Origin of the sequence: Barnesiella viscericola DSM 18177, assembly GCF_000512915.1 — a bacterium.
GTDB classification, from domain to species: domain Bacteria; phylum Bacteroidota; class Bacteroidia; order Bacteroidales; family Barnesiellaceae; genus Barnesiella; species Barnesiella viscericola.
Window position 1 is genome coordinate 530,640 of record NZ_CP007034.1, and the last position, 13,448, is coordinate 544,087.

The following is a 13,448-nucleotide window of genomic DNA, read 5'->3' on the forward strand; positions in this document are numbered from 1 at the left end:
TTACGGAAGTCGGCCTATCATTGTTCTGATAGCATAAACGACAGATGTGGGACGGATTCTTGCCGCAGACAGGGCAGTTGACAGGCTCGAAGCGGTCACGAACCGTTTTCCATCCTTGGAAAGCAGAAATCTACCTCTTTCAAGAATGGACTGCCAGTGTGCCTGTATGCACGACCTTCCGAGCAGAGCGTCGAAAAGCACGGCCACATGGCGGATGTTATTTACCCGAATACGGAAGCCCTCCTCGCAGGCAAAAAGAGTTTCCATATCCTCCATACGAACCGTAGGAACACAGAACAGATGGTAAGTATTGGCACAAGACACAATACCTGCCATCTGTTCCTTCGAAAAATTACACTCGAATGAAAGTGAAGCTGCGGTCGCCATTGGATCCGCATCATACGCAAATGCCGGACTATTTATTTCAGATGTGTCATACATCCTTTTCAGTTCCATGCAATCATCCAATGAGAATGATTCGGTAGCGAACTTTTTTCGCACACAATCCTGATAATCATGCAGAATGCCTCGGACAACATGGATAATCATCTCATGGCAATTCCGGCAGACCACATTGCCGCAGTCTATATACCGGTGACTGTTGATGAAGTCGTCTACGAAGCGGCGATAAAGTTTGCCGCTGTCAACGACATCCCGGAGATAGGTTTCTCTCGCTGAAGCGAGCAATACAAAAAGTTCATTCCTTACATCCTGTTCGGCAATGATGTGCCGATGATGCAAATCTCTTCCAAAAAGAGAGAATACAGTTTTCTGACCTGTTCATTTTGAAATTGATTAAATGTTTATACTATTGTGATTGTTTCCTTTTCAGATTTTCTGACAATTATAATGCTGACTTCATACAGTAAGCCAATGCCACCGCACATTCAATACAGAAGTGATGGTAACGAAGTTTGCAATTTAACACATCTTTATCTACAGTTTCCACCCGGAAATACTTTCCTGTATTTCCCACAAATGCGCATAAAGTCCTTCCTTTCGGACAAGTTCGTCGTGCGTGCCTTCTTCCCGTATCCGCCCGTTGTCAAGGACGATGATTCGGTCTGCATTCTTGATTGTTTTGAGCCTGTGGGCAATGGCAATGACGGTACGTCCTTTAATCAACGAGTTGATGGCTCGTTGTACCTCCACTTCGTTTTCAGGGTCGAGCGAGGCGGTAGCTTCATCCAGCAGGATGACTTGTGCGTCTTTCAGCATGGCACGGGCAATGGATATGCGTTGTTTCTCGCCTCCGGACAAGGTGCAGCCGCCTTCGCCCACCATCGTGTCGTAGCCTTGCGGCAGGCGCATGATGAAGTCGTGGCAGCAGGCTTTCCGGGCGGCGGCGATGATTTCCTCGTCCGTCGCGTCCGCCTTGCCGAAACGGATGTTGTTGCGTATCGTGTCTTGAAACAGATAGACATCTTGGAACACCATAGAGATGTGGCTCATCAGACTTTCGGGGGCTATTTCGTCCATCGGCACGCCGCCAAAGGAGATGCGTCCCTGCTGTGGGTCGTAGAAACGGGCGCAAAGTTTCATCACCGTGCTTTTCCCGCTTCCCGAAGGACCTACAAGAGCCGTCAAGGAGTTTTTGGGGAGCGTGACGGTTATATCATGCAGCACTTCCTTGCCCTGATAGGCAAACGATACGTGCTCAAACCGGATGTCGCCTGCTACCGGGGATTGCCGTTCTCCTTTCATTTCCGGCTCGTTCATTAAGGAAAGAATACGTCCTCCTGCAATGGAAAAGTATCGGAACTCTGTGAAATTGGTCAGGGCAGAAGTCAATGGGTCGAACACACGGGAACCGACCACGAGAAACAGCACAAATACGAGGATGGAAAGTTCCCCTCCCAATAGCAGATATGTTCCGCACAGCACCATCATCGTCAGCCCTGCACGTACCAACGTGATGCTCAATAGGACAAATGGCCCTAACAGGGCTTCCTGACGGATGCAGGCACGGCGAAGTTCGCCAAAGGCATTGCGCAGCCGGACAAAACGGTCGCCCAGCAGATTGTAGGCTTTCATCACCCGGATACCCTGCAAGTATTCCTCCAATCGGTTTCCTGCATTTATCTTCGCTTGGATTTGCCTGCCGCTCAGCTTCCGTTGCGCCTTTGTACTTGCCCATAGGACGAGCAAGGCAAGCGGCAACGCGGCAAACATACTGACCGCCATTCTCCAATCTATCCATATCAATGAAGCAAAAGCCAGCACTGGCATTACCACTGCGCCCATCAATTGGGGCAGATGGTGAGAGATTCCCGTTTCTGCCATCATGAAGTCCGTAACAAGCATAGACGACAAATCACCCGGATCACGTTTCGACAAAAAGCCCAACGATAGTTTCCGCAAGTGCTCCGCCAGCGACAAACGCCCGGAAGCACTCATTTCGTATGCTCCTCTAAAATTGGCTCGGTAGGATGCCCGTTCTGCCAAAGCCATGACCAGCATATAAACAGCCATAATGCCGAATATCCACCACAGGTGGGTCGTGTCAAGCGGCTGTCCGCTCCCGTCAAATGCACTGAAAATGATACGTATCGCTTCTATAGAAAGACAAAACGGTACTATATTCACTAAGTTGGCAAGCATGGTGTAACCCACCGGCTTGTAAAGTCTTTCCGTGTGACCTATTGTAATATTCTTTATTGCATTCATATCTTATTTTATTTATATGCTATAATATGTATTTCTTCCTTTTTACGGATTGTTCTGATGGATGAAAATCCGACTTCATGCAACCGTTCTTCCAATTCTGCCGGAGTATAGACAACCATACCATCTATCCGTTCCGTCCACATTTTTCCAAGTTCGGGGTCGCTCGCTTCCAGACTAATAAGGAAACAACCTCCTTCTCGGAGAACACGCGCCACTTCAGACAACGCTATGTTTACAGGCGACCAGAAATAGACCGTTTCAAAAGCCGTGATAGCATTAAAGAATCCATCCTCATAAGGTAATGAACAAACATTCCCTTGTTGTATGAAACATCTTTTATCCAAGTCTTTTGCATTGTACTTTTGGGCGAATGAAACACTTTCTTCTGACAGGTCTATGCCGTAGATGTTTCCTTTCGGGCATAAATTCAATAGACGTTTCAAATTCGCACCGCCGCCGCAGCCTATATCAAGCACATTCCATTCCGGCTGCCATTCCACTTGCTTCATGCCACGATTGGCTAAAGATGCATGAAAACGATTCATCCCTCGCAAAATCATCCGTCCCCAGAATCCTTGCGGACAGCTTGTGTTTTGCAAGACTTTGTTTAAGAAATTCTTTTTTCCCATATGACTTTTAATTTTTGTTCAACGTCCAATGGTATGCGCTCGTATAGGCATCCCACATATTCTTATATACACCCTCTGTCACGGACAGTTGTTCATGCTTTCCGCACTGCACGATACGGCCCTCTTTCATCACGACAATCTGATGCGCGGAGATGACGGACGAAAGGCGGTGGGCAATCACGATGACTGTCTTGTCCTTTATCAGTGACTGCAAAGCCATTTGCATTTTATGCTCGTTTTCAGGGTCAGCAAAGGCAGTGGCTTCGTCCAGCACCAGTATCGGAGCATTCTTCAATATGGCACGGGCCACACATATCCGTTGGGCTTCACCGCCGGACAAGAACACCCCTTTGTCGCCTATCCGTGTTTCGTAGCCTTGCGGCAGACGCTCTATGAAATCGTGGCATTGGGCGGCTTTCGCAGCGGCTATTACCTTTTCTTTCGTGGCATCTGGAGAACCTACGGCGATATTCTCATATAATGTGTCGTAAAAAAGGAAAGTGTCTTGAAACACGAATGAAACCATATCCATCAGTTTTGCGGTAGCTATCTGACGTATATCCACATCTCCTATACAAATTTCCCCTTGCTCCACATCCCAGAACCGGGGTATCAGGTTGGCAACCGTTGATTTGCCGCTTCCTGACGGGCCGACAAGGGCAGTTATCTTTCCTTGTGGTGCAATGAAGCTGACATCACGCAGGGCTTCCGTCCGTGTTCCCTGTTCAGTGTTTTCGTAGGAGAAGGACACGTGGCGAAACTCAACATCGTAAGCGGCAGGCACTTGCGGATGTTCCGGCTCCGGCACAGGCTTCTTTTCCAATATGCGGTCAATACGGTTTACCCCTTCGTTGATGTCGCGTGTGTTGCCTCCTAAAAAGGTCAGTTTGTAAACGGGTGAAGCCATGCCCGGCCCCATGATGATGAAGAACAGCCACACCACAGCCAATGAGAGCGACTGCGGACTGGCTTGCAACAGCAGGATGCCCATCGGAAGTATAAATGTAACCATCGAATTGAGCAGGACGGTAAATGCAATCATCCCGTTCTGATAGGTGTCGCAACATTTCAAGGCGAATGTCTTGTATGCCTGTATCTCGGCGTTAAACTGGCGGAACGAGCGGACACTTTGCCCGAAAATCTTGACCACGGGCATTCCACGTACATACTGCACGGCGGATGCGCTCATCTTTTCCTGTGCATCGTAATAAATGGACATGAACTCTCTTGCCCGTTTCCCCATGAAGTTGGAGAATTGCAGGAAAAGGCTAATCACCACGACCACCAGACAGACCACTGTCAGCCATACATCCAAAGAGAAAAAGATGACCAGCATCACCGCCACCGTAGCCACTACATTGACCAAATCCGGGATGGTATGGGCGATGAAGCCTTCTATCTTTTCTATGTTCTGGTCCATCGTTTTCTTGATGGCTCCCGTGGAAGTGTTGTTCAAATATCCCAAAGGTAATTTGCCGATATGCTCGGACAGGCGGACACGCAACCCATACAGGATGCGGAAAGCAGCCACATGCGAGGACATCAGGGCGGCATATAGCAATACCAATCCGCCAACAAGCCCTCCAAACGCTATCCATCCCCAACGCATCATGCCCGCTCCGTCCGAAGCGGCAGGATTTGCGCCATGAGATAACAACTCTTTCAAGATTTCATAAACAGCCCAATAAGGCACTAACATACATACCGCACTACCGGCGGACAGCAGACCTGCCAATATAAGCAGGCCTTTCCTTTGTCCCGCTATCTCGAACAGTCGGGACAAACCTTCTTTCTTTTTTGATTTCTCCATTGTTGTTAAGTTATTTTGAAATGATTTTATACCCAAGCAACGAACTGAACTTATAGCACAGCCGCGTCATCCGCCCCAGTATATGCCCGAAGAAGAATCCCCAGCGCGGACGGAAGAACTTCATGTAGTTGGCTTGCTCGATGAGTTGTAAGGTTGGCTCCCATTGTTCCACTAAATGCCCGTCGCTCAGCCCGGAACGGATTTGAGCTTCGTGCTTGCGGAGGGAATCAGGCTTCACTCCGTGCCGGCTCATCATCGTGCCGCACACGTCGAACCACAGTTCGCCTCCCCCGAAACGGATCGCCACGTGATGCAGGAAGGATTTTACTTGCTTCTCGTAGAAGTACATCAGTACCCCCTCCACGATGAAGATAAATTCTGCTTCGGGGTGCTTCCGGCGCAGGTCATCCATCCAGTCGGTTTCCAGCAAGGACGCCGCGATATAGACATTGCCCGGCTGTTCGGGTATCAACTCCCGGCGCAATGCGATGACCTCCGGCAAATCAAGGTCATAAAAGACCGCTTTCCCGTCCCCGATACGCTGGAAACGGGTATCCAGTCCACATCCCACATTGACCACGACCGGATGCGAATGTGCTTTAATAAATCGGCGCACAGCGCAGTCAAAATACCATCCACGCACCACGCATCCCACTTCGCTCAACTTTGCCCCGTCGAACTGGGAATAATCGTATTCCAAACTGTCCGCCAGCCATTCCGCAGCCTTGTCATATAGAATGGGATTATTCCGGCGACTTTCTTTGGCTCTCATGTATAGCGGAATAAGCAATGTCTCCGCTACAATGCTCTTAAACTCGTGTTTCATCTTTATTCTATTTTAATAGTGAACGTTTCGATCAAGTGAGGGCAAAGCGAGTTTACTTGCTTTGCCGAACGTGAGAAAGGTGCGCAATAGCGAACGATATTCAGATTTGTTCATAAAAAAAGGAGGAAACCTCCGTGAAGATTTCCTCCCTGCCAGCCGCTCTGATGCGGCTGATTGCTTGTATGTACGTTGTCTGTCTCTCATATCTTGATGATTGCCCTCCAACCTTGAATCTCAAATAGAATATAATCGTGCAGGATAGCTTCCATTTCCTGTCGGGGTACGGAATGCATCAATAGCTCCTCGAACATCGTGAACATCCATACCGTATGCAAATGAATGATAAAATCGGACACAGCCGTATTGATTTCGGGATGTTTCCGCTGCATGGACGCGAACCACGCCTTAACCAATTCCGTGGAACGGTCGGTATAATTCTCACGGAAGCGTTCCAATGAAGAACCTTGCGCACGGAACAACAGTATTTCCATTAGCGAACGGTGTTTGTCTATAAGCGAAACATATTCGTCAATGCAGGATTTCAGGTATTTTTCCGACCGCATCATCATAATATCTTCGCCCCGTATGCCATGGTGTTCTTGCAGCATGGCTTCCAAAGCGCACAAAACAGGACGGACCACTTCATGGAATAATTCATCTTTGCTTGTGAAGTAGTTATAGATATTCCCGACACCAACCCCAGCTAACTCCGCTATTTCGCGCATTGAAGTTTTGGAATAGCCTTTCTTCTCGAATTGCTGCCTGGCAATCGTCAATATCCGACCCCTTATGTCCTCTTTCAGCACTTGCATTTATAACGAACAATGTCTGTTTTTAATTTTTTGCAAAGGTATAAGGCTTGAAATTGTCGTGCAATACCTATTTTTAGGGATTTTCAGTTATGAACCTGTTTATTTCTGTTCTTTTTCCGCAACTTCCATCCGCTCCACAGACACCACACAATGGCAATGCCGGCGATGAACACGAACACATACGTGGCGGCAATGCCGATGTAGATGCGTCCGCTGTGGACTTCCAGAGCGAAGTTCCAAAGCGACATGGGGAGCGCGGCGAGGCTTTCCGGCTGGGGAAGCGCGTTCGTCCCGTTGTAGTATTCCACGGCAAACGGCTCTTTACCCAAGTCCGCGCTGAAACCCGATATGGCTTTCTTGCCAAACGGAGGACCGGACTTATCCTCGGCCTGTTCGCCCGTGAACCAGTCGGTCGCCGTGCCTTGCGCTCTGTTCCATACAAACAGTCCGCTGAACGAGCCGCAGAGCCAATGACCTTGCACTTCGCGCTGCCATACGTTCAACCCCATCACGCTGACGGGTGGCGTATGTGTCAGCCTTTCGGGGATGGCTTCGAACGATTTCAGGGAATAAAAGCCTTCGGAAGTGGAGAGCAACCAGTCGCCGCAGGCGGTGTCGTAGCGCACCATTCGCAGTTTGTCGTTCCACGGGTTCGGGCTGTCAAGGGTGCTTCCGGGCAGGGCCGGCGTATCGGTCAGTGCAAGAGCTATCAGTACGGGCGGACGGAGACACCAGCCTGTCACGGCAATAAGTAGGGTCAATACAAGGGTGGTGCGGCCTAACTTGTCATGCCACAGCAACGAGAGGCGCGTCCAGCGTGCCGCCTTGTCCGCACTCTTTCCTTGTTTGTGTCTGCGCCGCATGTATTTAGGCAGTAGCCAGTAGAGGATACCCGTCAGGCTGAGCAACACCAATACCACGGCCACCGCATCCATGACGAGCTTGCCCGGCATACCGAACAGTTCGCCCGTATGCAGCACCCACACCGTGCGGAACAGGGAGACTTTGCCGTCATAGTCCGACGGGGCTTGCAACTGTATCTTACGGAATTGGGTATGGGGAGACATGGAGATATAGAGATAAGAACGGCCCAGCACCGCCAGCGTGTCGCCCTTGCAGGTCATGTCCGTCAGCATTTCATCTCCGTCCGTAGGGAGCGGTATCTGCTGCCAACCTGTGTGGATGCCGTAACGGTACAGCCCGAAAGGACTGAGCGCATACAGGCTGCCGTCCGCCGTTTGCGCCACGGCACGTATCTGCCGATAGTCTGCTCCATCGGACAGTCCGTCGTTGAAGTCGGCGAATGCGGAAGCGGAAGTGTCCGTCCGCCAGATGCCACCCGTGCCATAGACCAGCACACGGCGCACGCTGTCCTCGTCCGTATAGGGCAATGTGCCCCGCAGCAGGCCACCGTTCCATTTCGTGTATTCGTAACGGACAGGCAGCCACTTCCTGCTGATGTCGACATCACGCACAAGCCACCGGTGGTTCAGCACGATGCCCGACAGACAGAACATCAGCAGAAAAAGGCTGAGCGCGATGCCCAGCCACTTATGATGTTTTTTCCATGTAATCCGTTTCATGCCGTTGCCGTCTGTTTCTTGTGCAACTTATTATATATGAGGTAAGCGGCAGTCGCCAGTAGCGACAGTCCGATGACCGCCAGTTGGTCGGTATGTTCCGACGGTGCCGCCCACAGGCCTTCCAACACGTGGATACGGTCGAACACCTCCACACCTATCCAGAAGATGATGACCGTGGCATAGCCGTAGCGCAGGCTCATGCCCCATGCCGGATAGCGCAGCAGCCGGGCGAACATGAACAGCGAACCGATGAACCCGACCATGCCCACAAGCAGGGTCACAGGGCTGTGGTCGCCGATGAACCGTCCGTCATAGCAGAACATCAGCAGCAGGTAGCACGTCCAGAGCATCGTCACCACCTCCATGAAGACCACGATGCTGGTGTGGCGCGTCATGGGGCGGGCGGCAATCTCCTTCTTGTGCCTGCCGAAGAACAGCCTTTGCCACCAGTTGAGGAAGTTGCAGCCGTTGCGTGTGCAGAACAGGTAGAGCATCATCGTCATCGCCCAAAAACCGAAGGTGGCGGGCAGCAGCAGGTACTCCGGGCGGCTGACAACCTCGCCCGTCACAGGGTCGAGCTGTGCCTGCGTGCCGAAGCGGTTGGCGTAGTACATGAAGAGGAAGTCCACCGCCCCCATCCAGTAGAACATACCGCCGAACAGTCCGAGCAGGGTCTGACGCGCGTCTCCCTTCACGAACACGCCGACGATGACCATCAGCAGTCCTACGGCACCCATACCCATACCGGCATAGAACTGCTCCACGCCCGAAGTGCCGTCCTTCAGCGCACGGGCAAGGATATGGGTCAGCGGCATGGCCACGAGGGTGACAGCTATCGAGACGACCGCCTTCGCCCAGTGCAGTTGCTTCGTCCCGCTCATTGTGCCGAGGCTTTACGTTTCGCGCTCTTGTACCACAGGTACACCGCTAAGGCTACGAACGCCAGAAGGATGATAATCATCTCCGTCTTGTGTTCCATGGGTGCCGTCCATATCTCGCTGAACAGGTCCATGCGTCCCAATATCTCCACGGGCGTCCAGAACACGATGACCGTGGCGATGGCCATGCGGATGTTCGCGCCCCACGAGGCAATGCGCAGCTGCTTGGCGAAGATGAAGAACGACCCTATCAGGCAGCCCAGCCCCACGAGCAGGGTTACGGGATGGTGGTCGCCGAGGAACACGTCATCGTAGCAGAACATCAGCAGCAGGTACGAGCCCCACAGAATCATCATCAGTTCCATGAAGGTCACGATGCTGGCGTGGCGTGTCATGGGGCGTGCGGCAATGTCGTTCTTCCGCCCCCGGAACAGCAGCCGCTGCCACCAGTTGATGAAGTTGCAGCCGTTCTTCGTGCTGAACAGGTACATGATCATTATCATCATCCAGAACCCGAACGAGGCGGGCATGATGAGGTATTCGGGCCGCGTCACCACCTCGCCCGTCACGGGGTCGAGCTGCGGCTGCGTGCCGAAGCGGTTGGCGAAGTACATGAAAAGGAACTCCACCCAGCCCGTCCAGAACAGCAGGCCGCCGAACAGCCCCCAAAGGGTCTGCCGCGTGTCGCCCTTGGCAAACACGCCGATGATGACCATCGCCATGCCCACCGCGCCCATCGCAAAGGCGGAATAGTGGAGCACGGTCTCGCTCATCAGGTGTTCCATCATAATCATCAGCGCATGTCCCAAAGGCATGGTGAACAGTACCAAAAGGAAGGAGGCGGAGGCTTTCCACCAGTAAAGTTTCTTGCCCGGCGGCGTGCCCGCCGTCTTTGTCGTTTCAGTCTTTTGTTCCATAATGTTCCAACAGTTTTCGTTTGATATACTTTTTATAAATCACAATCATCAGGAGTGCCGCCACCAAAAGGACGGAATGCAATGCAAGGGTGAACTCCCATGCAGGTGACTTCTCCGTGCCGCCGTACTTGCCGTACATGACAAAGTGGGCGACGGTGACCGCCAGCACAAAAATAGTGACCAGCGTCCATTTCACCCATTTGCGGTTGCAGAATTTCCAAAAACGAAAGAGTGTCTTTTCCATAAGCATGCCTATTTCAGTTCGTCGCAGTAATAACTGATTCTTCCTCCTTCGTCACCTATCTCCACATTGGCATCATACCAGCTGATAATCTGTATTTTGAAGTAACGCTGTCCGTCTGCCGTACGCACTACGTATGTATGGAAAGACGGAGTATATACAGGAGGAGGTCCGGCAAACGTCATCGCCTCGGCCAGCAACGGATTGGCATTGGTCTTTGTCCTTTGCGGTCCGTTGTTCGGGTCGAACCAGGGATTAGAATCAAAATCCAGCCCGTTCTCCACCAGGTAATGGTTCCAGTCGTTCTGCGACATGGTCACACTGACCTCACCATTATCGACCACCCATTCCAAATCCGACGGTAACTGCGAAACGCTTGTCCACTTATTGTATTCGCCATATCCCAAGTCGGCTGCACCTCCACGGCCTATACCACTGGTACCGCTGTTCGTTCTCAACACGTAGCCGCAAAAAGCCAAGTCCCAATCCGTGCGGTCGTACTGTTCGCCTTCCTTGATGTCCTTGTTCACCCCATAGGCATTGAACATTTCGCCGGTGCGCAGGTTAAAATAAATCCAGTCGTTCGTCACACCGGTGGAATAACCCGACTTGCGCGGCAGTGTCTTTCCGTTGAAAGGCTGTATGTCGTCATAGTCCACACAAGCGGTCATCGTCAGACCCCCCAACAGAAAAGCCATTATTTTCAATTTCAAACCTTTCATTTCCTTTTCTTTAATGAGTTAATCACATCATCAAGCATAAATTCCATCTGTACCCATCCGCGGGTTCCGGCTGTAGCCGGAACATTGAACATCGTAATCCCGGAACCCAGTGTTTTCGGCACATAGTTGAACAGATTGTCCACACCAAGAGTCAGCTTCACCTTGTTCCAGAAAGTCTGCGATACGGAGAGGTTGCACAGTACATATTGCGGAAGGTCGCAACGGAAATAGGCATCATAGCTCTTGTTGTCCTCTTCCACGAATACGCGATCCTGCACATCGAACTTCTTGCTTCCCATATACGATGCACTGAACACAGCATTCAGACGATAATTCTTCCGTGCATATTTATAATCCAGACTTGCAGTAGCAGCGTGTGGAGATGTGGTATTTACCTGTATGCCCTCGTTCTTGCTCACATTGACATAACTGTAAGTTCCGTTAAGGGTCATACAATCCAATACCCTCCAGCGTAACAAAGCTTCAATACCCAACAGACGCTGCTTGCTCAGATTGGTATATTCAAAATTGTACTGCATGTCATAAATACGCCACACTCCCTCAATCTTGTCGCGGAAATAGTTGCCGTATGCCGTACCGGACACGAACAGGCGGTCGTTCGAATATTCTGCACCGAGCGAAAAGTAATTGTTCTTCTCCGGCTGCATGTTCTCATTACCGCGAATCATGAACATTCCCAAATGGTCCCAGTTGAAGAAAAGTTCCTTGATACTGGGAGAACGGTAACCCATTGAATAGTTGGCGCGGATAGCCCACTGCTCATTGGGTGAATATTTTGCAGCCACTTTAGGCATAGCCATGAAACCGAACGCACGCGAGAAGTTAGTGCGCAGTCCGGCAGACACCATCCATTGGGGATTAATGGTCCATTCGTCCTGCAGGAAATATTCCGTCTCTTTCAGGGCGCGGGTTTTCAGGTCATGGTTGGCATTGCCCGAAAAACGGTCGCTGGTCAATTCGTCAGAAGTGTGTTCGATGCCGAATATCAGACTGTGGCCGTCGAAGTAGTCGCTCGTCACGGTCAGACGGGGTTGCCAGATGCTGCTCTCATAGTCCTTATTACGGGTATCGATGCGCTCATGGCGCTTGTATCGGTTATAGAAATCCCCGTGCAGGCTTCCGGTCACGCTGAACCAGTCTTTCATATGGTAAGTCACCTTGGCCCCGGCGTTCCATTCGTTCGCCTGACTGAACGTCATGTCCTGTATCAGGTCGTACGTGTTCATGAAGAAGCCTCCTCCATATACCAAAACTGACAAATCTTTTATCGGATCGTAATAGACTTTCTGTGACATCGTGATGTGCTCCTTGCCTTCGATACCCATTGGCGGGCGGGCTGCGGTGCTGACCACCGTGATGTCATGGGGAAGGAAAGGGTTGGCCTCCTGCGTATAGACTTTCTTGTCGTTCTCCGCCTGATACATATAGAATGCGTCGGTGGAGCTGTACCACACATCGGTCTGCGAGGTCACTTTGCCCGTATTGAAGCCGGCTGACACCCAGCCTTGCAGGTTGGGGCGGTCGGCATTCTGCTCGAACATATACAGGAAGTCGCTGGGCTGCGGATTCTTGTAGTTGCGCTCGTTCATCTGTCCATAACGCACTCCGGCGTCTATCGACAGCGGTTTGGAGGTCTTTTTGGTTATCAGGTTGATGACAGCTCCAGCCGCACGGCTTCCGTAGAGGGTGGAGCTTGCACCTTTCACTATCTCGATGCGGTCTATGGCATGAAGGTTGAAACGTTCATAGTCCAGGTTGCCCGCCATGTCGCCCGTCATGCGCTCGCCGTCCATGAGGAACAGCACGTGTCGGGCGTCGAGGCCCTGCATGGAGATTTCGTTGCCGAAGCCCACCTTCTGGATGTTCAGTCCCGGCGTTTCCTGTTGCAATGCCTGCTGGAGGTTGCTGTACCCGGCATCCACCAACGCCTTGCCGCCCAACACCTGCGTGGTGACGGGCGACAGCTTGATGGGGCGTGCCGTGCGGCTGCCGGTCACCACCACCTCGTTCAGGCCCAATGCGTCTTCTTTCAAGTAAACGGTTTTGGCCGTTTCGGAGGATTCTATCCGTCCCGTATCGGGCACGAAGCTGACGTAGGTCACTTTGTAATACCACGTGTCACCGGACGTAAGTTTCAATACGGCCTTCCCATCCGTGTCGGTGATGGTGTATTGCGCGTTCTGCATAGCCTCGTTGTCAGCATAGGAAATGTTGGCGGCGATGATGGGCTGTTCCGTCCCGTTCTCCAACACCGTCAGCGTGAGCTTCCGCTGCGCCGCCACGTCCACGCACGCCAGCACCGCAAACAGCAGGATGAGTATGGTTGTTCGTTTCATCGTACT

At 51.6% G+C, this 13,448-nt stretch carries 12 protein-coding genes; all 12 read right to left on the reverse strand.

Features of this window, described 5'->3' with window-relative positions; translation table 11 throughout:
- The gene (locus BARVI_RS13635) at window positions 1–741 is read right to left on the reverse strand and encodes a hypothetical protein (protein ID WP_038534240.1); all 741 of its coding nucleotides are present in this window, start codon (window positions 739–741) and stop codon (window positions 1–3) included.
- Between the two features lie 195 nt (window positions 742–936).
- Window positions 937–2,667, reverse strand: coding sequence for an ABC transporter ATP-binding protein (locus BARVI_RS02245; protein ID WP_025277669.1), 1,731 nt, complete (start codon window positions 2,665–2,667; stop codon window positions 937–939).
- Between the two features lie 8 nt (window positions 2,668–2,675).
- Complete coding sequence (locus tag BARVI_RS02250; protein WP_025277670.1) at window positions 2,676–3,296, reverse strand: class I SAM-dependent methyltransferase; 621 nt, start codon at window positions 3,294–3,296, stop codon at window positions 2,676–2,678.
- A gap of 7 nt (window positions 3,297–3,303) precedes the next feature.
- On the reverse strand, window positions 3,304–5,106 hold the full coding sequence (locus BARVI_RS02255; protein WP_025277671.1) for an ABC transporter ATP-binding protein: 1,803 nt from the start codon (window positions 5,104–5,106) through the stop codon (window positions 3,304–3,306).
- 10 nt (window positions 5,107–5,116) lie between these two features.
- Window positions 5,117–5,938, reverse strand: coding sequence for a class I SAM-dependent methyltransferase (locus BARVI_RS02260; protein WP_025277672.1), 822 nt, complete (start codon window positions 5,936–5,938; stop codon window positions 5,117–5,119).
- A 194-nt stretch (window positions 5,939–6,132) separates the two neighbouring features.
- Window positions 6,133–6,744 (reverse strand): TetR/AcrR family transcriptional regulator, encoded by a 612-nt coding sequence (locus tag BARVI_RS02265; RefSeq protein WP_025277673.1) that lies wholly within the window; start codon window positions 6,742–6,744, stop codon window positions 6,133–6,135.
- An 83-nt stretch (window positions 6,745–6,827) separates the two neighbouring features.
- Window positions 6,828–8,327 (reverse strand): PepSY domain-containing protein, encoded by a 1,500-nt coding sequence (locus BARVI_RS02270; RefSeq protein WP_025277674.1) that lies wholly within the window; start codon window positions 8,325–8,327, stop codon window positions 6,828–6,830.
- A complete protein-coding gene (locus tag BARVI_RS02275; RefSeq protein ID WP_025277675.1) occupies window positions 8,324–9,208 on the reverse strand; it encodes a hypothetical protein in 885 nt (294 codons plus the stop codon). Before BARVI_RS02275 ends, BARVI_RS02270 begins: the two co-directional genes overlap by 4 nt.
- Window positions 9,205–10,122, reverse strand: a complete 918-nt coding sequence (locus tag BARVI_RS02280; protein ID WP_025277676.1) for a hypothetical protein — start codon at window positions 10,120–10,122, stop codon at window positions 9,205–9,207. Before BARVI_RS02280 ends, BARVI_RS02275 begins: the two co-directional genes overlap by 4 nt.
- Window positions 10,106–10,366, reverse strand: coding sequence for a hypothetical protein (locus BARVI_RS02285; protein WP_232213993.1), 261 nt, complete (start codon window positions 10,364–10,366; stop codon window positions 10,106–10,108). Before BARVI_RS02285 ends, BARVI_RS02280 begins: the two co-directional genes overlap by 17 nt.
- Window positions 10,367–10,374: 8 nt before the next feature.
- Window positions 10,375–11,085, reverse strand: a complete 711-nt coding sequence (locus BARVI_RS02290; protein ID WP_025277678.1) for an HmuY family protein — start codon at window positions 11,083–11,085, stop codon at window positions 10,375–10,377.
- A complete protein-coding gene (locus BARVI_RS02295; protein WP_025277679.1) occupies window positions 11,082–13,442 on the reverse strand; it encodes a TonB-dependent receptor in 2,361 nt (786 codons plus the stop codon). Before BARVI_RS02295 ends, BARVI_RS02290 begins: the two co-directional genes overlap by 4 nt.
- Window positions 13,443–13,448 lie beyond the last annotated feature (6 nt).